Raw genomic sequence first — 20,993 nt, forward strand, 5'->3', positions numbered from 1 at the left:
ACGGAGTCTGCTACGAGACCAAGGCTGGACTAACCGAACGCAATCAACACGAATGTCAATTTTTGTCCAGTGATTGGGTTAGTCCAAAATATCCGCAAAGTTCCAGTCCCACAGAAAGGACCGGCGACGCTTCCAGACGCCGGTTCCCTTACATCTACCTAATGTCCGTACCCACCTAACTAGCAGAAGAGCGACGGCGACGGCGGCGACGGGTATCGGTAGTGGTACTTTTCTCCGTTTCTTCGTTGCTACTCGTCTTGGTGGGTTTCTCCTCCGAACGCGACCCCTCACTGCTGCCCGACTCTGCCGTTGCTGGTGTGGGGCGAGATTCGCTGGATCCCGTATGGAGGGGTTCTGCAGAGGGCTGCTGCTGGAACTCCTCCCCACTAGAAACCGGAGCAGCCGTCGCTTCCTCAGATTCCGCCTCTGACGAAGCAGGGACGTTCGACCAATCGTTCCACGCCTCCGACCAGCTTGCTTCACCCTGGTCTTCACCTGGGGTCTTCACCGTAACCACCGCATTCTTGGGATTCTTCACCGGTCGGTCTGCCAGAATCAAAGGCGAAATCCCCATCATGGCATACACCTGCTGCTGTTCCGGGGTCATTTCCACCGTCACCTGTTCTGGTAGTTCGCTCTTGGAATCGCGGGACTTGCGGCGAAAATCTCCCCGCGAAGAAGGAGAAGGCGTTGGCATGCCCTTATCCGAACGGGTATCCGGGCGAGTGCGGGAACTGTAAGCTTCTTCTTTGGGTTCCTTCGACTCCTTCGATTCCTTCGGTTCTTTAAAGTCTTTCGTTTCTTTTGCCTCTTTCGGCGAAGTATCGACACTGGGAGCACTATCCGCCACAATTTCCTTTTCTTTACTTGGCATGGGCGGCGCAGGAGCTTGGGAAGTATCCGGTGCTTCCGTTTCCTCCTCGCGACCGAAGGCATCATCCCGACGACGGCGGCGACGGCGACTGCTGCTGCCCACTTCCTGATAGTTGGGATGGTTGAGCAGTTCTAACTCCTGCCATTCGCTGCCTGCTTCCACACTGGCTCGGTCTTCAATGGTCGGCAACGGCTCTTCCGGTTGCGTCGCTGGGGTGGGTTCCACCGCTGGCGTATCCCCTTCCCCAGGCAGGCGGACCAAATGTCCCAAACCGCCGCAGGTAGGACAGGTATGCCCAAACAACTCGTAAATATTTTTGCCCTGGCGTTTGCGGGTAAGTTCCACCAATCCCAACTCCGATAGCTGCACGATTTGGGGTTTGGCTTTATCGGCTTTCAAAGCATTGTTAAACTGCTCCAACACTTGCATCTGGTCCCGTCGCGAGTCCATATCGATAAAGTCCACCACGATCACCCCAGCCATGTTTCGCAAACGCAACTGGCGAGCAATTTCTGTGGCCGCTTCGCAGTTGGTCCACAAAACGGTTTCCCGGGCGGTTGCCGACCGGGTAAAGGAACCGGAGTTCACGTCGATCACCGTCAGTGCCTCGGTGGGTTCGATGACCAAATATCCCCCCGAGGGTAGTTCTACCCTGGGTTTGAGAGCTTCGCGGATGGTGGCATTCACTCGGAAATATTCCAAAACCGGGGTGCGCTCTCGATGCTGGTCGATGGATACACCCCGGGGAGATTTGCCGCGGTTCCAGTTCACCAGATGCTGTTTGACCCGTTTGTAACCGCTGGCAGAATCTACCACGATGCGGTTGACGTCGGTACTGTACATTTCCCGCAGAACCCGCTGGATAAAGTCGTCGTCGCGGCTGAGCAACGCCGGGGCTTTGACGGTCTGGGTTTCCTGTTGGATGTTTTCCCACTGTTTTTGCAGAATTTCTAAATCTTCTAGAATGGCTTCTTCGGGCATGCCTTCTGCTTCCGTACGTACCAACATGCCCATGCCAGCGGGTTTGCTTAAAATTGCTAGAGCGCGCAGGCGACTGCGTTCGGCACTTTGGCGAATCCGACGGGAAAGGTTAACGCCCCGACCGTAGGGCATTAACACTAAATAGCGACCGGGAAGGGTAATGTTGCCTGTCAGCCGTGGTCCTTTGGTTCCCGTGGGCTCTTTCATGATTTGCACGAGGGCTTTTTGTTGCGGTGCCAGCAATTCGGTAATGGCACCGGAAGAGCGTTTGAGTCGCAAAGGACCTAGGTCGCTAACGTGGATAAATCCGTTTCTCTCTGGGTCTCCAATATTGACGAAAGCAGCGTCAATTCCGGGCAATACGTTTTCGACAATTCCCAGATAAATGTCACCAACCTGGTGCGTTCCTGTAGCAACGACGAGTTCTTGTACCCTATCTGCTTCAAAAACCGCGGCTATGCGGTGCTGTTCGGCAATAATTATTTGTTTTGGCATTCAATTCCCTCAAAACGTAACGAAACGAATACTTCGCTCGCGACCCCTTTTCTACGGGGAAACTATTTCGCGAACGCTACGGACAAATGCTTTTTTTGGTAATTTTAGTTGCTGGATGTGGGTTCGCGAAGCGAGTTCTCAAGGAACGAATCGCGGAAAATGGGGCAAGGGAAGTATAAAAATTTCTGATGTGACAAGGACTTTAGAGGTGGCTATCTGGTTTGCCTTTGGCCATGGATAGACGCTCCCGACTCAGAACAGTTTGCCCACAATGGGTGGGACAAGCAGCTACGGTGTAAGGGTCTGGGAGGGCGCGATCGCTCGGAATTTTCCGTGGTTTGCTAGCCATATCCGCCGCACGAACAATTGCGTTTCCAGGCAGTAGGTTGGCTGGCGTTGGCGTTTGAAAAATCGCTGCCAGGTCCAATCAAGGATGTACTGTTTGGTGTGCAGACCCGCAAAAAAATCCCGATAGAAATTCCTCAAAATTTCCCAAAATTGCTAGATGCAAGGAACGAAGAAAAAATGGAACTCAGCTGGCAGGTTCTGAGTGTGGTGGGGGCCGAAGAAATTTTCTCTTCCTATCTGGCATAGATGGGGACAGCAATCCCTTCTCGATGCAACCAATACTGCCTTATTTGGGGAAAACCAGTTGACCTGGCGCACCCTAACCTTGGCGAAAAGAGCTTGGAGCAACCACCAATGGGTTGGTTGTTTTTCCAGGAACAATGGTCCTTTGGGCACCGGTTGCAGACCATTGCTGCCTTGGAGGAGAGAACGAGAGAGCTTACTTGGGGCGATTGGACCCTTTCTGGATCCAACAGCCGCATATTTTTGGGCGAAGATACCTAGAAAATGTTGGTTCTAGCTGCCATCCACCGCGTCAACCTCCTGTGCCCAAGTTTTCAAAGGTGGACAGCTGGCTAGCGCTATGCCAGGAGCTTTTTCCTACGCCCAGTACTTGCCATAGAATGGATGCGGCTGGTAGGGAGTGGCTGGCTGCGACCCAGGTGCGGACGCCATCGCTGGGGAAGGGGGAGCGCCACCTCCGCCGCGTCCATTGGGTCGGTTGTTGTCCGCTGTTCGGGCAACTTCCCCAGCGTTTCGACGCTTTTTTTACCATGCTACTCGGATTGTCCGTGCCATTCCCCTTGCAAAACCTTGGCATCGGGCTGCCGTGCTTTGGCGAAAGGGCTAGCTCCGGTCGTATGTTTTCCTGCTAGCTGGCAACCAGAGCCAACTTCTGATTGCCGGTAACGCCCAACTTTCCTTTTCAGACCAATTCAAAGGGCGAGAAAAGCTGGGCGATCGCTCTACAGGGCATTATACCCCGAGGCGTTTTCTTAGCAAAGCGGCAGTGGTTTGTTGCCGGTGACGTAGTTGGGGGGAGATGTGGCGGGTTCGTTGGCTGCCAGAATCACTTGCTGGCGGTGGGTGTGCTGCAATCGCACTTCTTGTTGGCTTACTTGTTCCAACATCATGACCAAGTGTTCCGGACGCAGCATGTTGCCGTCGTTACGGCAGCTGCCTACATATCGCAGGGTGGCGGTTGGTGGGTTTTCGGCGGGCGCGGTGTCCAGCAGCTCTAATTCAAACAAGCGATCGCGCAGGTTAATCCATTTGGTTTTCCCAGATTTGGTGGTTTTCTGCCACCAGAGTTCGCTGCTGTTGTTAATGGCCGCCACCCACTGCTGCCATGAGGCTGCGGTATTTTCCCCAGCTGCTACGACAAGGCGATATTCCGCCTTCTCGGTAAGTTGGGTTGCTGAAGGCGCATCCAGGGGAACTTCGCGCGCCGCATATAAGGGCAGGTTCTCAGGCAGTTCTTGCTGCAGCTGCTTTAAAAATGCCTCCGGTGCCATGGGTTGGGTCAGTTCAAAATCCAGCACTTCGCCGCTGCCAGTAGCTCCCAACGAGAGGGCTTGGGCAGGGGAAATCCGCGGACCGGGATGGTAGCCACCGGTGAAACTAATAGGCAGTGCCGCCCGACGCACGGCACGGTCGAATAATCGCATCAGGTCCAAGTGACCGATTAACGCCATATTGTCGTATTTACCAAACCAAACCCGCAGCCGCATGGCTTTTTCCTGGCTAGGTTTTTGGTGGCCGGCAAATTTGGGAATCGGCGGGGCTGGGGCCACAACGTTGTGACCGAATTCGGGGGTACAAACGCCGCAGTGGGAGCAAGCGTCGAAGGAACAGTCGGGCACGGTCACCGCTTCGAGTGCCCGTTGCAGGTCCTCTTGCAACCATTTTTTATCAATGCCGGTGTTGATGTGGTCCCAGGGCAGGGGAATTTCATGCAGCTGCTTGTTTTCGCGGGAGGTTTGACTGTCAAATACGTTCCACTCGCCGTTTTCTACCTGGCGATATTTCCAGCTCAAACCAGCTTCTTCAATGGCTTGGGTCCAAGCGTGGAAGGCTTGGTCTAAATTTTCCCACCAGGCATCCATGCCAGCACCGAGTTCCCATGCCCGGCGAACCACAGAAGACAAACGGCGATCGCCCCTGCCGACAAAGTCTTCCATGGCGGAAATGCGCACGTCGGTGAAGTTGGCTTTCACCGCTTTCATGTGGCGAAATTCCTGACGCAGCATCTCTTGCTTGCGTTCAAATTCTGCGGTGGAAACGGAGTGCCATTGAAATGGCGTGTGGGGTTTGGGGGTAAAGTTGGAAATGGTAATGTTAAATTGCAGTCGCTTGCGGTTGGGCAAGCGGCATTCCCGTTGCAGCCAGCGCACGGTTTCGGCAATGCCCATTACGTCGGCATCGGTTTCCCCGGGCAAGCCAATCATAAAGTAGAGCTTGACTTTTTCCCAGCCTTGCCGTACCGCTTCTTTGATACCGTTGAGGAGGTCTTCGTTGGCAATTCCCTTGTTGACGATATCGCGCATGCGTTGCGTACCAGCTTCGGGGGCAAATGTCAAGCCCGTTTTGCGGGTGCCGCCGATGGTATTGGCAATGTTCTCATCGAAGCGATCGATGCGTTGGCTGGGTAAGGATAGGGAAATATTTTCCCCCTGAAGGCGATTGTGAATTTCCGTTCCCACCGCCGGCAGGGATAGATAGTCGGAACAGCTCAGTGATAGTAGGGAAAATTCGTTGTAGCCAGTTGCCCGCATGCCTTTTTCCACCGTTTCTACTACTTTTTCCGGCTCTACATCTCGGGCTGGGCGGGTGAGCATGCCGGGCTGGCAGAAACGGCACCCACGGGTGCAACCGCGCCGAATTTCAACGGTTAGGCGGTCGTGTACGGTTTGCACGTAGGGAACCAAACTAATGGCGTAGCTGGGCATGGGGGCGGCGTTGCGGCGTATGGGGCGTGCGGGTACATCCGAGCGATTGGGATGAACGGCACCATCTTCGGCCATGTCGTAGAATTTCGGTACGTAGACGCCGGGAACTTGAGCTAGCTCCAGCAGGGTTTCCGCACGCGACCAACCAGCGGCTTTGGCTTCTTCCATCACCAGACCAATTTCTGGCAGCAGCTCTTCGCCGTCGCCTAGGGCAATGAAGTCCAAAAATTCGGCGTAGGGTTCGGGATTGGAGGTGGCGGTTTGACCGCCGGCAAAAACCAGAGGGTATTCTTCCCTGGCTTCCCGTTCTTTCCAGGTTAGGGGAATGTGCGCAAGTTCCAACATTTCCAGGATGTTGGTAGCCCCCAGTTCGTAGCTTAGGTTGAAGCCGACAATGTCAAAGTCTCGTACGGCTTGCTTGGATTCTAAGGCGAATAGGGGGATGTTTTGCGATCGCAGTTTTTCGATCATGTCCCTACCGGGCAGGTAGGCGCGATCGCACATCTGGCGCGGTTGGGCGTTTAAAATGCTGTACAGCATGACGTGCCCAACGTTGGAAGCGCCCAGTTCGTAAATTTCTGGGTAGGAAAGTACCCAGTGGACGTTGGTGCTTTGCCAAGGTTTGTGGAAGGCACCACGTTCGTTGCCCAGATAGCGGGCAGGTTGGGCGATTTCCGGTGTCAGTAGTTGTTTAATTGCGACTGTCACGGCAAAACTCGGTTAAAATCCTCTATCAATCCCTTATTTAAAACTCGCTTTGGCAAGTCCTACCCACCTACCCCACCCACGTTTCAGTGGGGAAACTTCCCATTTGGTCGTCAGTAGCGAACCCGATTTGCGGCCAGTGAAGTAGGGGATAGTACGTTGCGATCTTAACAGCTTTCTTCCTTTTGTGTGAATGACAACTGTTCCCTTGGGACCATCGCCCAGGTGGCTAACCGCTGCACGGGCTGGCGGTGCCATTTTTCTATGCTCCCACGCCCAAATACCACTATAGCAGCGATCGACATCACCACGTGCAAGCAACCGCGATCGCAGAATTTCTTCACCAATCGCTAGAGCATAGTAATATCGATTTCAATATATCCAACCATGCAAGCTACTGCTGCTATTCGACGATTGGTAGAAACAGCGCTGCACATTAAGCAGCTTACCCCAGAAATTGAGGAAAGGATCAACTACGAATTAACCCGTAGCGGATACATTTCTGATATCGACTACGAGGCTTTGGAACTTTTAATGGAGGAAATGGATGCCGGGCGTATTAAGTTGGTTCCTAGCCGCTAGGAATCCCAAGGCAAGCGATCGGTTTGCAATTGTTAGCTCTACTTATTCCTTCAATTCAAAAAAATAAGTCGGAGGATTATTATAGCATACCTGTCAATAAATTCCGGGAAAAAACAATTTCGCCTGGGGCACATATAGGGTAAACTGGCGATCGCAAAGCGTTTCTAGAAGACAACACAACGCTTGCCATGCGTGTCTCTCCCATCAAGCCAGAATGGACATTCAGTTTGCCAAACGTTTGGAAAAAATTCCGCCCTATTTATTTGCCCATCTCAATCGCAAAAAAAACGAATTAATCCAACAAGGCGTTGATATTATCAATATAGGAGTAGGAGATCCCGATCGCTGTCCGCCTTCCCCAATTTTAGAAGCGATCCATACAGCCGTTGACCGCACCGACACCCACAATTACCCCCCCTACAACGGCACCGCAGAGTTTCGGGGAGCTGCCGCTGCTTGGATGGCGCGTCGTTTTGGCGTCACCCTCGACCCACAAACGGAACTGCTAGCCTCCCTCGGGTCAAAGGAAGCCATTCATAACACCTTTTTGGCTTTTGTAGACCCAGGAGATTTCACGCTCCTGCCAGACCCCGGCTATCCTGTTTACCGCACATCCACAATTTTTGCTGGTGGCGAAGCCTTTTTCCTCCCCTTGCTGCCAGAGAAGGGATTTCTACCAGAGCTGCAAGCCATTCCCGAAACCGTTGCCCAGCAAGCCAAACTCCTGTGGGTCAACTATCCCAACAATCCCACCGGTGCGATCGCTTCTTTAGATTTTTTCACAGAACTGGTAAACTTTTGCCGGCACTACAATATTTTGCTGTGCCACGACCACGCCTACTCGGAGATGGCTTACGACGGCTACCAACCTCCCAGCATTTTAGAAATTCCCCACGCCAAAGAAATCGCTGTAGAATTCCATAGCCTCTCCAAAACCTATAACATGACCGGCTGGCGAATCGGGTTCGTTGCCGGCAACGCCACCGCCATTCGCGGCATCAGCCAAGTCAAAACCAACGTCGATTCCGGCGTTTTCAAAGCCATCCAGGAAGCTGCCACCGCTGCCTTGTCCACCTCACCCTTGCCGCAACTGCAAAATACTTTACAAACCTACCAAAAAAGACGCGATATCCTCATAGAAGGACTGCGATCGCTGGGATGGCAGCTAGAGCCCCCCAAAGCCACCCTCTATGTTTGGACGCCAGTGCCCGCCGGCTATACCTCCATAGAATTTTCCAATATGATGCTAGAAAAATGCGGCATTTTGGTCCCGCCAGGCAGCGGTTACGGCAACTACGGCGAAGGCTTTTTCCGTATTTCCCTCACTGCGCCCACTTCTCGGCTGACTGAAGCTATCCAGCGGATGGAGGAGGCTGGAGTTTACTATCAGTAGATTTTGAAAAGAGGGAGATCCTTGCCAGCCATAAGCCAAACCTGCAAAATTTTTTAGACGATAATGGCTACCAACATGGAACCGATATTGGCGTTGCTATAAATGATTTTAGAAATTTCTAAGTTTCCGTAGCGTCAAGAGAACCCAAACCCATTGGCAGGGGGGGCGGTGGTGCTGCCCTCTTTTGAGACGGATAACCCAATCTCTTATCTTGGTAGAAGTTGAGGGCAACAACCTGACGACGTAACCTTACCAGCCGCTACGTCCCCAAACCACAAGGGCAATCGAGAAGGTGAACATGGCTAGCAAAGCAGCCCAGCCAATACTCAGAATATCCATACAATTCCTCGCAAATAAAACAATGAAACGGCTACAGGATATCTATCAGAAATAATTGTAATGCAAAGAGGGGGAAGCTGTGAAATTCGGATCTGAGTTGGATGCCATGCAAAGATGGGAATCTTTCAAAGCAGGTGCGATCGCTGCTACGGTTGTATTGGTCTTTTTCAGTTTGTTTGCCCTGGGACATCAGTGGCTGTGGCATCGCTTTTCCTGGGATTGGCAGCTACTGGTACGTGCAGCTATGGCTGGGGGGAGCGGTGGGTTGTTTGGCATTACCTATCGCTATGCGGTGCGTACTCTCTCTAACGTACAGGTAAAATTGGGCGTTGTGTTGGCGTTTGGTTTGGTGCGTGCGTGCGGGCAGGCGGATGTGGGAATTGTCCTCACCAATGCCTTTTTAACACTGACCATTTTAGGTTCGGAAAGTCTCTTGTTATTTGCGATCGCGGGCATTACGCTAGATGTAGCCATGCAGCAAGGTTGGGTCAAACCATTTGAGTAGAATGACCTACAAAAAAAATTCGGTGTAGGGAGCTGAACTACGCACGGTGTCTTTATCTACCGCTGCTAAAATGCGGTTGTTGGCTTTATCCGAGGTCAAACACTCGCAAATCAGTTGTGCCACATCTGCCCGGGTAATGGTGCCAGCCACGGAAGAATCTTCGGTGAGAATGCCGTTGCCGGTGGGTGGTTCTGATTTTAAACCGCCGGGGCGAATAACTGTATAAGTGAGACCGCTGGTGGCTAAATATTGTTCGGCTTGTTCTTTTTCTGCCAAAACTGGACCCAAAACGTCTAATGTTTGCTGGTTTAAGGCTTTGGCACTGTCGGCGGTACCGATGGAAGAAACCAGAATAAATTTTTTGACGCCTACTTGTTTGGCGACATCGATTAAATATTTGTTGCCCAAAAAGTCGGCACGGGTGCCACCATCTTTGGGCAAACCACCGATGGTGCTGATAACTGCAGGAATGGGTTCTGGTTGCATGGCTGCTTCCACAGCTTGAATTTCCAAGGCATCCCCCATTACTACCGTAGCGCCTAATTTTTCTAAGGCGTTGCGGGCATCGGGCGATCGCAACATGGCTTTAACGGGTTTGCCTTGAGAAGCTAGCAATGAGGCTACTTCCCAACCTACGCCTCGACTGGCACCTGCTAAAAAGATCGTAGCTGTATCTGGCATAGATAGAACCTATAGAACGGAAAATCAAAGTCTGGTGAAGCAATCGCTATCAACCCCCCATTTTGGGGATGGTTACGGTCAGTTTGATTGAAAAGCGATCGCTTGTCCACCAGTAAATTGTTAACTTTTGCAACAAAAGGGTGGCACCGGGCAAAAACTATGCTATTTTAGGATTATAGACACCAAGGATATATGAAAAAAGCGAAAACCATTGTTGGCTTTAGACAAGGTGTCGTCGGTCTAAGAGCCAGTCGCTGTCTGAAGTATTCCTAGGTAATTGAACCTGGGATGCTAGCCAGAAAAGCTGACAGCGATCGCTGTAAACCCTCGTTGTATTTCTCTACTGTAAATTCCATTTTCGGATTTAGCAACGTTTCCATTTTTGGTTTCACAAATAAATAACATCCGTAAAAGCCTAGCTGCCCCGACGGCTAGGCTTGCGTGTGAGAAGCGATCGCTGGATAATACAAAAAACTTTCACACCAACCATGCAATCATGTCTGGCAACTACTTGGCTTGGGCAACCCCAGGAACCCCACAGATGCCTGCTTCGCTACAGTTGCGATGGTATCAAGAACAAGCCGTAGCCAATTGGTTTGCCAACCAAGGCAGAGGCACCTTAAAAATGGCCACCGGCAGTGGCAAAACCATCACCAGCTTAGCGATCGCTACCCAACTATACCGCAAAATTGGCTTGCAAGCACTCATCGTTCTTTGCCCCTACCGCCACCTCGTCTCCCAATGGGCAAGGGAAACCGCCAAATTTGGTTTGCGACCCATATTAGCCTTTGAAAGCACCGCCAGCTGGCAACACCAACTATCCACCCAAGTATACAACCTGCGTCGGGGCAACCAACCTTTCCTCACCGTCATTACCACCAACGCCAGTTTCATCAGAACTGAATTTCAGTCGCTGCTGCGTTATTTTCCCGAAAAAACCTTACTCGTAGGCGACGAAGCCCATCATTTAGGGGCACCCAAACTCGAAGCCGCCTTGCCGAGAAATCTTGGCTTACGCCTCGCCCTCAGTGCCACCCCAGAACGACATTTTGACCAGGTGGGTACCCAAACTTTATTAGATTACTTCGGCAAAGTCTTGCAGCCCGAGCTTACCTTAGGCGATGCCATTCGTCAAGGGGCCCTGGCACGCTACACCTACCATCCCATTTTCATCGAACTCACCGAATCGGAAACCCTGGCTTACGCCAAACTATCGCGACGCATTGGTTGGGCATTGCAAGAAGACGACGACTGGGAAAACAACGAAACCCTCACCGTCTTGCTAACCAAAAGAGCCAGATTGGTGGGGGCAGCCGCCAACAAACTCGCTGCCTTGCGAAATTTAATGAAAACACGCCTGCATACTTCCCATACCCTCTTTTACTGCGGTGATGGTAGCAAAGCCAGCCAGACGCCTTCTGCTGCCACCCGCAACCAACTCCAAAGTGTCACCAAACTGCTGGGATTGGAATTGGGATATCGCGTGAACACCTATACCGCCGAAACGCCGATTGCCGAAAGGGAAAACCTGCGAAAGCAATTTGAACGCGGTGAGTTGCAGGGATTGGTTGCCATGCGGTGTTTGGATGAGGGAGTGGATATTCCTGCCATTCAGACCGCCGTCATTTTGGCAAGCAGCAGCAATCCTCGACAGTTTATCCAGCGACGGGGCAGGATTTTACGCCCTTTTCCAGGTAAAGAGCGAGCTACCTTATTCGACACCATTGTGGTACCACCGGAGTTAGACCGCGATACTTGGGAGGTGGAACGCAATTTGCTAAAAAAAGAATTAAAAAGATTTATTGAGTTTGCCGATTTGGCTGATAATGCCGGCGAAGCTAGAATCACGCTGCTACAATTGCAAGAAAAATATGGACTTTTGGATATGTAGCATTATCTGACAAAAAAATAGAGGAAATTTAGAAAAAAAAGTTTATATGGTAGCGCGATCGCTAAATTCTACCAGGCAATTTCTCCAAATTGAAGAAACTCTGTAAAATTTTTCCAAAATTCTCCAACGGTAGCTACCATCACAACAGCGACCCAGCGTACAATAGTATCTATGGCAAAAACAATCGACTGTCAAGCTCGTCGGGAGGTAAATAGGTTTGCGATACTTATCAGGGGCTGTCAAAGCCATATCAACAGCATTGGCTGAAAAACGAGCTTCCTACGAAGGCAAGCTAAAACTGGAGGATGTGGAAGAGCCAGTTAACGAAGCATCTCCAGAAGTGCGGGAAATCATTATGCAGGTTCTGCAGTTGGAAAAAGACAAACTCTACATGAAAACCCCGCGTTTTATTAACGAGGATATTCTCAAAATTGTTAAGGATGTGGTGCAATGAAGCTCGTTTCCATTCAGCTGTGTAATTTTCGTCAGTTCTACGGCAAAACACCTCCCATTTATTTTGCCGTTTCACCCCATCAAAATACAACCATTTTACATGGAAACAATGGGGCTGGAAAAACCACATTGCTCAATGCATTTACTTGGGTTTTGTACGAAAAATTAAGCGGTGATTTGGAGTTTCCCGACCAATTGGTCAACAAACGTGCCCTTGCGGAAGGAAAGCCTAGGAAACCAATTGAATGTTGGGTGGCTTTAGAATTCGAACACGATAGCAATCGCTACCAAGCCAAACGGGCATTTCGAGCTTATAAAAATCCCCAAAGCGATCGTCCAGAAGTGGGAAAAAGCGATCTATTCTTACAAGTAGCGGGCGACGATGGCAAATGGTTAATTCCTACCCAGCATCCAGAAGACATTTTAGGGCGAATTTTGCCCAGCAGTTTGGTTCCCTATTTCTTTTTCAATGGCGAGCGAATTGAGAAAATTGTTCGCTACGATAACAAAAGCGAAATGGCAGAAGCCACCAAGACTTTGTTAGGCATTGAAGTGGTCAACCGTTCCATTCGTCATTTGTTTGAAGTCAAGAAATTATTGGAAAACGAACTGGTAGCGATTGGCGATACCCAGACCAAAACCTTGCTAGAAGAGAAAAAGCGATTAGAAACGGAAAAGGAGGAACTTTCCCAGCGGCAAAACGAAGTTATTCAGGAGTTGGAACATCAAGAAGAAATTAGAAAAACCATTAGCGATCGCTTGTTACAATTAAGTGGTTCGGAAGAATTGCAGCAACTACGACAGCAACTAGAAACCCAGAAAAAAGAACTGCAAAAACAACTCAGCAACGCCTACGACCAACTCAAAAAAACCATCGCCACCCAAGGCTACGCCGTCTTTCTTTCCGATAGTATCCAAGAATTTCGCCAACTGATCGAACGTTTGCGGAAAAAAGGAGAACTTCCCACCGGCATCAAACAGCAATTTGTCAAAGATTTATTGCAGCAAAGTCGTTGTATTTGTGGCAAAGACTTGGATAGCGACAACGAAGCCAGACAGCAAGTAGAATCCTGGATGGATCGTGCCGGTTCTGCCGATATTGAAGAATCAATTATTCGGATTCGTGCTAAAATCGAGGATATTGACAATTTAGTGCCGGTATTTTGGAATACCGTCGATCGCTTGCAGGGAGATATTCACGATTACCGGGAAAAAATCTCCCATTTAGAAACCGAACTGGATACCATTAGCGAAAAATTGCGGGAATATCCCGTAGAAGCCGTACAAAATTTACAGAAACGCCTCGACGATACCAACAACAAAATTCGCGAGTTAACTTTAGAACAAGGTTCCAACACCCAGCAACTCGAACATTTAACGGAACAATTGGTAACTTTGGAACGGGATATTGCCAAACACAAAAGCAAAGAAGTCAAACAAGCTTTAACGCAACGCCGCATTGCTTCTACCCAGGAAGCGGCGGATAGAATGCAGCAAATGCGAAACCGTCTGGATACCAATTTTCGCTGGCAATTACAGCAGCGAGTGCAGGAATTATTTTCCCAAATTTCGTTTACGCCTTATATTCCCAAAATTAGCGAAAAATACGAACTTACCTTGGTAGAAAATACTGCCGGTAGCGAGGCAACGGTTGCTGCTTCCACAGGAGAACATCAAATTTTATCGCTGGCATTTATTGGAGCAATTATTGACCGAGTGCGAGATTGGAGTCGCCGCAATACCATTATGGCTCCCGATAGTAGCACATTTCCGATTGTTATGGATTCGCCGTTTGGCAGTTTGGATGAGGTTTACCGACGGCAAATTGCCAAAACCCTGCCGACGCTAGCCAATCAATTGGTGATTTTGGTAACCAAAACCCAGTGGCGGGGAGAGGTGGCTGCGGAAATTCATCCCTATCTGGGCAAGCAATATGTTTTGGTGTACAATTCTCCTAAGTCTGATTGCGAACAAGATTGGATTGAAGTGAATGGCGATCGCTATCCGTTGGTCAGAGAAAGTCATAATGGGTTTGAGTATACGGAGATTTTAGAAGTGGATTGAGGAAAATGGCGGTTCGACTTCGCTCACCACACACGGAGAAGGGGAAAATATGACCAAAATCCAAGTAACCGTCAAAACAAATGCAAAAAATTCTCAATTATTTCGCAATAGCGATGGGAGTTATATGGCTCGCATTCAATCTCCGCCTGTGGATGGCAAAGCCAATAAAGAACTTATCAAGTTAATTGGCAAAGAATTTGGCGTTGCGGCTTCTAAAGTGACGATAAAATCCGGTCAGGGAAGTCGCAGGAAATTGATAGAAATCGATCTGCTAAAATCAAATTGAAGCTATTGCGAACCATTATCGTTGCTCGAATCTGAAAGATGTTACGAAAATAGCTAGTAGGGTGGGCATTGCCCACCCTACCAAATTTGTTTATCCAACTACCTGAAGGCGGAAATGAGGAGAAGGCACAAAAGTAATGCCGCGACGAACCGGTTGAATCGAGCGATCGCTTGCCAATTTCAATCGATGGTTTGCTAGAATTGTAGCCAAAATCAACTTCATTTCCATTGTCGAAAGAGAATTAGAGTAGGGTGGGCATTGCCCACCCTACCAAATTTGTTTATCCAATCACCTGAAGGCGGAAATGAGGAGAAGGCACAAAAGTAATGCCGCGACGAACCGGTTGAATCGAGCGATCGCTTGCCAATTTTCATCGATGGTTTGCTAAAATTGTAGCCCAAACCAACTTCATTTCCATTGTCGAAAGAGAATTAGAGTAGGGTGTGCCCTGCCCACCCTACCAAATTTGTTTATCCAACTACCTGAAGGCGGAAATGAGGAGAAGGCACAAAAGTAATACCGCGACGAACCGGTTGAATCGAGCGATCGCTTGCCAATTTCAATCGATGGTTTGCTAGAATTGTAGCCAGAACCAACTTCATTTCCATTGTCGAAAGAGCTGCCCCAATACAACCGTGACTGCCGCGACCAAAAGGAAAATATTCGTAGGCAGAAATCTTATTTTCCAAAAAACGTTCCGGCAAAAATTTCTCGGGATGGGAATAGGTTTGTTGGCGGCGATGGGCTAAATAAATACAAGGAACGAGAACCGTTTCTGGCGGTATTTCGTATTTATCCAATTGTACCGTTTCTTTGACCCAACGGGGTTGAGAAATTAAAGCAATGGGATACAAACGCAGGGTTTCCTTCACCACCGCATCCAGATAGGAAAGCTGGCAAATATCTGTTGGATGGGGATTTTTCCCCAAACCGTCAATTTCCTGTTGCAGTTGTTCCCAAACTCGCTTATCCTGATGAATGCAATACAACGCCCACGCTAAAGCCGACGCTGTGGTATCGTGACCGAGAAATAGCAACGTGAGCAATTGGTCTCGCAACCAGCGATCGCTTTTAGAATAGCCATCTTCATCCGTTACCGATAGTAGCAGCGAAAGCACATCTTGGCAATCGGCACTCCCCTGCCGCCGACGCTGCCGAATCTCCGCATAAATTAAATCGTCAATTTCCCGTTGCTGCTGCAAAAAATTTCCCCACGGACTCCAACTGCCCAAATCCCGCTGTAAAATTGGAAAAAAGAACTGGATGGAATACAGGGAAGAATTCACCCGATCCAAAAACGGTTCCACCAGAGAATTGAGCTTTTCGTGGCGAAATCCTGTTTTTACCCCAAAAATGACCTGAAGAATTACTTCCAAAGCAATTTGGGACATTTCTGGGCGGACAGAAAGAACTTTTCCGGGCGACCACGATTGGGTAATTTGACGGGTAATTTCTACAATCGCTTCCCCCCAGACTTGCAAACTTTCCCCATGCAGGGGTGGCATCAACAGCTTGCGAGTTTCTGTATGTTCGTTGCCATCCTGCATTACCAGAGATTGGCTACCCACCAGGGGTTGGAAAGGGTGGGTAACCTTGCCGAAAGCCATTTTATCCGCAAATGTCGTACAAATGGCTTGAATGTATTTGGGATGGCTGCAAAAAATAACGGGGGGCGATTTGACTCCCAGAACCCGCAACGTAAAAATATCGCCGTACCGATGGGCACAAGCATCGAGAAAGCCCATGGGCTGGGAAATAATTTTATAGGTTTGCCACCAAGAAGAAGCCGTATGACTGGGAGGGCGTTTGCTATTTTTCCAGGTGGGAGAATTAAGTCTTTTCGGTTGCACGAGCGATCGCATAATCACGAAATCGGTTCAAATCCGCTTGTAAAGTTGATTCCACAAAACGACCCAAAAAGAGATCGTCCATCATTTCGCCAATGGCACCGGGAATCGAATAAGATATCGACATCCGCACGATGCTGCTTTCATGGCGGTCGTAAAAACGAATTGCCCCGCGATTGGGCAAACCATCCACCGCTTCCCACTGAATGATTTGATGGGGGATTTTTCTGTTAATACGAGAAAGCCAAGTAAACTCCAATCCCATGGAACGGAGTTTCCAGCGGGAGAGTTCGGGATTGTCAGGCAAAATTTTGACTGATTCAATCCAGTTCATCCACTGGGGCATTTGTTCCAAATCCGACCACAGTTGCCACACCAAATCGATGCCAACGGGTACTTCTACTTGTACGCTATGTTCCAACCAATCACTCATGAAAACTTGCCAAACCTTTGCATTTTCATCCAAAATTGCCTAGGCACTAGCAGGGGAAGGCTGCAATTTACCAGCTTTTGCCAAAATGGCTTTGGCGGCTTGCCTGCCGGAAATGGTCGCTCCTTCCATACTGTCGATATAATCTTGTTTGGTATAGCTACCCGCCAGGAAGAAATTCACCACCGGCGTATCTTGGTCGGGTCGATAGGGTTCCATGCCGGGGGCTTCCCGATAGAGAGATTGGGCGAGTTTGACTACGTTATACCAGGTCATGTTGAGCTCTCGCGACGAAGGAAAGAGCTGGTGCACTTGTTCCAAAACGTGGTAGGCAATCTCTTCATTGCTTTGTTTAATAAATGGATCCCCTGGGGTTAGCACCAGTTGCAACAGGGAACCGCTGCCGGTTTTGTAGTAATCGCTGGGGCTGGATAGGGCTAAATCCGAAAAACAAGAAAAATCGGCATCTGGGGTGTATAATAAATTATCGATACCAGCAGCGCGATCGCATTGTTTCCTGGCTTGCGGGTCGTTGAGTTCCGTTACCCAACCGTCAAATCGCAGTTGCACTGTTGCCACGGGCACCGTATCCAATTGATAAATTTTCTCAAATTCCGACCAGGAACGCCAAGCTTCCGGCAGCAGCCGTTTGATACCGGGAACATCGCAAGCCGCCACGTAAGCATCTGCTTGAACCGTGGTTTCTTCGTCTCCGTTTGCTACCACCATCCCCGTTATATAAGTTTCGCCGTTGCTTTCGGCATATTGCAACTGACGAACCCGGCGGCGGGTATAAATTTTTGCTCCCCTAGCTTCTAAATAATCGATAATCGGTTTGTGGAGGTAATTGTGGGGGGAACCTTCCAGCATTCGCAACACCGAAGCTTCCGTTTTGGCGGCGAAAAACTGGAAAATGGTCAACATGCAACGAGCAGAAATTTGTTCCGTATCGATAAATCCCAAGGCATAGGCAATGGGATTCCACATGCGTTCCAGACTTCCTTGAGAACCCCCTTGGCGGCGAAACCAATCGGCAAAGCTGATGTTGTCTAAATCGCGAATGGTCGCCATGGCACCATCCAAGTCTACCAAACCACGCACCAGGGGGCTAGTGCCCAGGGCAATGGCGTTTTGGAATTTATCCACGGCGGAAAGTTGGGAGGTGGTGAAAAAGGCTTTCAGACCGTTAAAGGGGGCACCTGTGAGGAAACGAAAATCGAGGGCACCGATTTTGCCGCCTTGGTTGATGAAGGTATGGATGTGGTCTTTGAGGCGGAGGTTATCGATGGCACCGACATGTTTCATTAAATCGAACAGGTTGTAGTAGCAGCCGAAAAATACGTGCAATCCCATTTCGATATGGTTGCCATCGTTGTCAACCCAGCTGCCGACTTTGCCGCCAACAAAGGGTCGCGATTCGTAAATTTCGACTTCGTGACCGGCATCGACCAATTCTACAGCCGTTGCCATGCCAGCCAATCCTGCCCCAGCGATCGCTACACGCATGTTCGAACTTCCTTATCCTACTTATATTATCGGTTGGTACTTTATATTTTTTAATGTAGCAGTTTTTGCACCGGTAGAACAGGTATGGAATTTTCACGGAAATTGGAAATCAATGCCCATCCCTCCATCGGTCTGCCCTGCCAGGGAATGGCTGCTAGTTTTTAAAAACGCTCCCATCGTTGCCCACAATTGGGAAATATTCTCAATAGGGTAGGGGTCTCGCTTGCTTCTATTCAGGCGTAGATAATGTCAATTCTGAAAAAAACAATGATTGTTTCGATTTTCCCGATTTTCCTGGTAAGAGATAAAAATCAAGCGTTGCGACCCTACACAAATGCCAATTATTTCTTGCATATTTTCAAAAAAAAATAGTAAATTTACCTCTCTCCTGTGGTTTCTAAAAACTCGGCAAATTGCAAAAGTTCTGTCTGACACTGGCGATAGGTTTGGGAAAGACCATCAACTAGGGGAGAAATTTGTTTGGCTTCCAGACGAAACGTGTATATATTTCTGACCACATGGCGAAACCCGCGATAGTTGTCTAATGCTTTTAACAGGGAATCCCCAATAACTGCCGGTCTAACCCCAGGAACTTCCGCAGCCACTTGCCAAAGGAGTTCCCGATGCCAACGAACGCCGCTAGGTTTGTATTCATCAATAACTTCGACAATGGTTTCTAAAATACGCTCTATTCCAGTATAAAAACTATGCAAATTGAGAGCAACGCCATCCAAAAAGCGATCGTCTTGAGAAGTGGTATATTGTTGCCAAATATCCTGACATCTTTCTACGAGTGTTTCCAGGTCTTTGATATCGCGACGAATTCGACCAGCCAGCGTCAGATAGCGACCGTTCATAAATGACGACCTTCTGTTAAAATGACTTGCCGTAAAGATTCCCGGCAGCGTTCTAATTCGACCAAATCGATTTTAAATTCTGGGGAGAAATCCTGCAATTGAGCCACGGCAGCAAAGAATTTTTCGACTGGCAACCCTTTTGCAGCTAAATCTAGGTCGGAAGTGAGGGTAAAGCGATCGCATTCCACCGCCGAACCAAATAAAATAACCTCAACTGCCCCATAGTCTCTTTTCAAAAATTCAGCCGCTTTTCGAGCAATTTCTTGCCCCCGTTGCCAGCGTTCTTGTTTGCGAGCAATATCTCGTTGTTTTCGTTTTTGAGCTGTTAAAATATAAGATTCCATATTAGAAGAATTTGGCGATGGGCAATTGTTTTTACTATCCATATTTAGGCTTCCGGTTCCACACCCAAATCTCTTAACTGAGCTGCTAGTCGTTCGGCACGCTGGTATTCTCGTTCGGCACGTTGATATAATTCTACAGAAGACAGAAATTTCTTGCCGTCGGGGCGATAAATTTCTAAAGTTTCCGATTTTAGATCGAATTGAATCCCCAATCTAGGGCTAGCCCAAGTGCCGATTTCTTTAATAAAAGACATACCTTCTGTATCTCTCTGGAAACCCGCTAGTGTGTTTTCATCGGGAGAGTAGATATAATATTCTTTCACACGATAGCGATTATAAAAGTTAAGCTTACTCATCATTGTTTGGGTGCCATTTTCAGGAGAAGGAATTTCAAAAACCACTTGAGGGGGAATATTATCCTCTTCCCACTGGCGGTAAGAACCGCGATCGCCTTTCGGTCGATCGAAGACTACCATAACATCGGGAGATGTACAAATTTCCGGATGCCCCTCTACTGGATACCACAATAAATTCCTGGCTACAAAAACTTGGGGGTTATCAGAAAACAGAATTTCTAGATTTTCCTTAATAAAGGTAATCCAGCGAAACTCCCGGGTATTTTCTGCCAGGGATTTACCGTTGCTATTGGGATACGTAATTGGGCGATTTTCAGATGTGCTCATCAATTTTCTCCTGTATTTCGTTTTATGGATAAAAGTTATTTTTTGCCAATACCATGCTGCTTGCAGCACTGGGTTTTACTCGTTATCTATGTCATTTTACAGTAATTTAAGGTTCTGGTTCCACGCCCAAAGCTCTTAACTGAGCTGCCATTCGTTCGGCACGTTGGGATTCCTGTTCGGCACGTTGGGATTCCTGTTCGGCACGCTGATATAATTCTACAGAAGACAGAAATTTCTTGCCATCGGGGCGATAAATTTCTAAAGTTTCCGAGGTTAAAACAAATTTAATTTTTAATCTAGGACTAACCCAATGGTTCATTGTCTCGATAGGATTTAAGTTGCCATTAATTTGTCTTCGGAATCCACTTAATTCGTTTTTATCGGGGTCGTAACTATAATATTCTTCCACGCCATAGTACTCGTAAAAGTGAAATTTGCGAGTCATCTCTTGAACGCGATTGCCAGGAGAAAGAATTTCAAAAACCACTTGAGGGGGAATATTATCTTCTTCCCACTGGCGGTAAGAACCGCGATCGCCTTTGGGTCTACCAAATACCACCATAGCATCGGGAGCTACTCGAATTTCGGGGTGCCCTTCTACTGGATACCAAAGCAAATCCCCCGCCACAAACACTTGTGGGTCATTAGCAAACAGAATTTCTAGATTTTCCTTAACCAAAGTAATCCAGCGAAACTGCCGGGTATTGTCTGCGGTGGGTTGACCGTCGCTTTCGGGATAAATGATATGGCGATTTGCAGATACGCTCATAATCCCCCTGTT

21 protein-coding genes are annotated in these 20,993 nt (G+C 48.8%); 8 read left to right on the forward strand and 13 right to left on the reverse strand.

Features of this window, described 5'->3' with window-relative positions; all coding sequences use genetic code 11:
- Positions 1 to 175 precede the first annotated feature (175 nt).
- Both AS151_RS08420 and AS151_RS22045 read right to left on the reverse strand, forming a co-directional pair.
- On the reverse strand, positions 176 to 2,350 hold the full coding sequence (locus AS151_RS08420; protein WP_071516605.1) for an Rne/Rng family ribonuclease: 2,175 nt from the start codon (positions 2,348 to 2,350) through the stop codon (positions 176 to 178).
- A 202-nt stretch (positions 2,351 to 2,552) separates the two neighbouring features.
- Complete coding sequence (locus AS151_RS22045; RefSeq protein ID WP_170861350.1) at positions 2,553 to 2,699, reverse strand: hypothetical protein; 147 nt, start codon at positions 2,697 to 2,699, stop codon at positions 2,553 to 2,555.
- Between the two features lie 47 nt (positions 2,700 to 2,746).
- Between AS151_RS22045 and AS151_RS08425 the strand changes: the two genes are divergently transcribed.
- On the forward strand, positions 2,747 to 2,944 hold the full coding sequence (locus tag AS151_RS08425; RefSeq protein ID WP_139240579.1) for a hypothetical protein: 198 nt from the start codon (positions 2,747 to 2,749) through the stop codon (positions 2,942 to 2,944).
- A 749-nt stretch (positions 2,945 to 3,693) separates the two neighbouring features.
- Here AS151_RS08425 and AS151_RS08430 read toward each other — a convergent pair.
- The gene (locus tag AS151_RS08430) at positions 3,694 to 6,354 is read right to left on the reverse strand and encodes a TIGR03960 family B12-binding radical SAM protein (RefSeq protein WP_071516607.1); all 2,661 of its coding nucleotides are present in this window, start codon (positions 6,352 to 6,354) and stop codon (positions 3,694 to 3,696) included.
- 384 nt (positions 6,355 to 6,738) lie between these two features.
- On the opposite strand from AS151_RS08430, the gene AS151_RS08435 reads away from it, so the two are divergent.
- Entirely contained in the window at positions 6,739 to 6,933 is a 195-nt protein-coding gene (locus AS151_RS08435; RefSeq protein ID WP_071516608.1) for a hypothetical protein, read from the forward strand.
- Between the two features lie 220 nt (positions 6,934 to 7,153).
- Complete coding sequence (locus AS151_RS08440; RefSeq protein WP_071516693.1) at positions 7,154 to 8,326, forward strand: LL-diaminopimelate aminotransferase; 1,173 nt, start codon at positions 7,154 to 7,156, stop codon at positions 8,324 to 8,326.
- A 249-nt stretch (positions 8,327 to 8,575) separates the two neighbouring features.
- Here AS151_RS08440 and AS151_RS08445 read toward each other — a convergent pair whose 3' ends face one another.
- A complete protein-coding gene (locus AS151_RS08445; protein ID WP_071516609.1) occupies positions 8,576 to 8,665 on the reverse strand; it encodes a cytochrome b6-f complex subunit PetN in 90 nt (29 codons plus the stop codon).
- Between the two features lie 79 nt (positions 8,666 to 8,744).
- Here AS151_RS08445 and AS151_RS08450 point away from each other — a divergent pair, with 79 nt between their 5' ends.
- Positions 8,745 to 9,170, forward strand: coding sequence for a hypothetical protein (locus AS151_RS08450; protein ID WP_244532946.1), 426 nt, complete (start codon positions 8,745 to 8,747; stop codon positions 9,168 to 9,170).
- Positions 9,171 to 9,176: 6 nt separating this feature from the next.
- Here the strand turns inward: AS151_RS08450 and AS151_RS08455 are convergent, their stop codons facing one another.
- Entirely contained in the window at positions 9,177 to 9,851 is a 675-nt protein-coding gene (locus tag AS151_RS08455; RefSeq protein ID WP_071516610.1) for an SDR family oxidoreductase, read from the reverse strand.
- 496 nt (positions 9,852 to 10,347) lie between these two features.
- Between AS151_RS08455 and AS151_RS08460 the strand changes: the two genes are divergently transcribed.
- The 4 genes from AS151_RS08460 to AS151_RS08475 all read left to right on the forward strand — a co-directional run bounded on the left by AS151_RS08460 (position 10,348) and on the right by AS151_RS08475 (position 14,545).
- On the forward strand, positions 10,348 to 11,742 hold the full coding sequence (locus AS151_RS08460; protein ID WP_071516611.1) for a DNA phosphorothioation system restriction enzyme: 1,395 nt from the start codon (positions 10,348 to 10,350) through the stop codon (positions 11,740 to 11,742).
- A 217-nt stretch (positions 11,743 to 11,959) separates the two neighbouring features.
- Positions 11,960 to 12,196, forward strand: a complete 237-nt coding sequence (locus AS151_RS08465) for a hypothetical protein (RefSeq protein WP_343327425.1) — start codon at positions 11,960 to 11,962, stop codon at positions 12,194 to 12,196.
- Positions 12,193 to 14,259, forward strand: a complete 2,067-nt coding sequence (locus AS151_RS08470) for an AAA family ATPase (RefSeq protein WP_071516613.1) — start codon at positions 12,193 to 12,195, stop codon at positions 14,257 to 14,259. The genes AS151_RS08465 and AS151_RS08470 overlap by 4 nt, the downstream gene beginning before the upstream one ends.
- Positions 14,260 to 14,308: 49 nt before the next feature.
- Positions 14,309 to 14,545, forward strand: coding sequence for a DUF167 domain-containing protein (locus tag AS151_RS08475; RefSeq protein WP_071516614.1), 237 nt, complete (start codon positions 14,309 to 14,311; stop codon positions 14,543 to 14,545).
- Between the two features lie 90 nt (positions 14,546 to 14,635).
- Here the strand turns inward: AS151_RS08475 and AS151_RS22780 are convergent, their stop codons facing one another.
- From AS151_RS22780 to AS151_RS08510, 8 genes are all read right to left on the reverse strand, one after another.
- On the reverse strand, positions 14,636 to 14,755 hold the full coding sequence (locus AS151_RS22780; protein ID WP_244532948.1) for a cytochrome P450: 120 nt from the start codon (positions 14,753 to 14,755) through the stop codon (positions 14,636 to 14,638).
- Positions 14,756 to 15,015: 260 nt separating this feature from the next.
- Positions 15,016 to 16,407, reverse strand: a complete 1,392-nt coding sequence (locus AS151_RS08480) for a cytochrome P450 (RefSeq protein WP_084639465.1) — start codon at positions 16,405 to 16,407, stop codon at positions 15,016 to 15,018.
- Positions 16,376 to 16,825, reverse strand: coding sequence for an SRPBCC family protein (locus AS151_RS08485; protein WP_071516615.1), 450 nt, complete (start codon positions 16,823 to 16,825; stop codon positions 16,376 to 16,378). The genes AS151_RS08480 and AS151_RS08485 overlap by 32 nt, the downstream gene beginning before the upstream one ends.
- Positions 16,826 to 16,864: 39 nt before the next feature.
- The gene (gene zds / locus AS151_RS08490; RefSeq protein ID WP_071516616.1) at positions 16,865 to 18,328 is read right to left on the reverse strand and encodes a 9,9'-di-cis-zeta-carotene desaturase; all 1,464 of its coding nucleotides are present in this window, start codon (positions 18,326 to 18,328) and stop codon (positions 16,865 to 16,867) included.
- A gap of 377 nt (positions 18,329 to 18,705) precedes the next feature.
- A complete protein-coding gene (locus tag AS151_RS08495; protein WP_071516617.1) occupies positions 18,706 to 19,185 on the reverse strand; it encodes a hypothetical protein in 480 nt (159 codons plus the stop codon).
- Complete coding sequence (locus AS151_RS08500) at positions 19,182 to 19,529, reverse strand: nucleotidyltransferase domain-containing protein (protein WP_071516618.1); 348 nt, start codon at positions 19,527 to 19,529, stop codon at positions 19,182 to 19,184. The genes AS151_RS08495 and AS151_RS08500 overlap by 4 nt, the downstream gene beginning before the upstream one ends.
- Positions 19,530 to 19,573: 44 nt before the next feature.
- Positions 19,574 to 20,212, reverse strand: coding sequence for a Uma2 family endonuclease (locus AS151_RS08505; protein ID WP_071516619.1), 639 nt, complete (start codon positions 20,210 to 20,212; stop codon positions 19,574 to 19,576).
- Between the two features lie 106 nt (positions 20,213 to 20,318).
- Positions 20,319 to 20,981 (reverse strand): Uma2 family endonuclease, encoded by a 663-nt coding sequence (locus AS151_RS08510; protein ID WP_071516620.1) that lies wholly within the window; start codon positions 20,979 to 20,981, stop codon positions 20,319 to 20,321.
- Between the last annotated feature and the right edge of the window lie 12 nt (positions 20,982 to 20,993).

This window comes from Geitlerinema sp. PCC 9228 (genome assembly GCF_001870905.1).
Classification (GTDB): domain Bacteria; phylum Cyanobacteriota; class Cyanobacteriia; order Cyanobacteriales; family PCC-9228; genus PCC-9228.

Excerpts from the sequence above, each read along its gene's own strand:
- AS151_RS08510 (WP_071516620.1), bottom strand. The coding sequence starts at position 20,981 with ATGAGCGTATCTGCAAATCGCCATATCATTTATCCCGAAAGCGACGGT.
- AS151_RS08460 (WP_071516611.1), top strand. The coding sequence starts at position 10,348 with ATGTCTGGCAACTACTTGGCTTGGGCAACCCCAGGAACCCCACAGATG.
- AS151_RS08495 (WP_071516617.1), bottom strand. The coding sequence starts at position 19,185 with ATGAACGGTCGCTATCTGACGCTGGCTGGTCGAATTCGTCGCGATATC.
- AS151_RS08420 (WP_071516605.1), bottom strand. The coding sequence starts at position 2,350 with ATGCCAAAACAAATAATTATTGCCGAACAGCACCGCATAGCCGCGGTT.
- AS151_RS08435 (WP_071516608.1), top strand. The coding sequence starts at position 6,739 with ATGCAAGCTACTGCTGCTATTCGACGATTGGTAGAAACAGCGCTGCAC.
- AS151_RS08470 (WP_071516613.1), top strand. The coding sequence starts at position 12,193 with ATGAAGCTCGTTTCCATTCAGCTGTGTAATTTTCGTCAGTTCTACGGC.
- AS151_RS08505 (WP_071516619.1), bottom strand. The coding sequence starts at position 20,212 with ATGAGCACATCTGAAAATCGCCCAATTACGTATCCCAATAGCAACGGT.
- AS151_RS08475 (WP_071516614.1), top strand. The coding sequence starts at position 14,309 with ATGACCAAAATCCAAGTAACCGTCAAAACAAATGCAAAAAATTCTCAA.
- AS151_RS08485 (WP_071516615.1), bottom strand. The coding sequence starts at position 16,825 with ATGAGTGATTGGTTGGAACATAGCGTACAAGTAGAAGTACCCGTTGGC.
- AS151_RS22045 (WP_170861350.1), bottom strand. The coding sequence starts at position 2,699 with ATGGCTAGCAAACCACGGAAAATTCCGAGCGATCGCGCCCTCCCAGAC.
- zds (WP_071516616.1), bottom strand. The coding sequence starts at position 18,328 with ATGCGTGTAGCGATCGCTGGGGCAGGATTGGCTGGCATGGCAACGGCT.
- AS151_RS08445 (WP_071516609.1), bottom strand. The coding sequence starts at position 8,665 with ATGGATATTCTGAGTATTGGCTGGGCTGCTTTGCTAGCCATGTTCACC.
- AS151_RS08455 (WP_071516610.1), bottom strand. The coding sequence starts at position 9,851 with ATGCCAGATACAGCTACGATCTTTTTAGCAGGTGCCAGTCGAGGCGTA.
- AS151_RS08480 (WP_084639465.1), bottom strand. The coding sequence starts at position 16,407 with ATGCGATCGCTCGTGCAACCGAAAAGACTTAATTCTCCCACCTGGAAA.
- AS151_RS08500 (WP_071516618.1), bottom strand. The coding sequence starts at position 19,529 with ATGGAATCTTATATTTTAACAGCTCAAAAACGAAAACAACGAGATATT.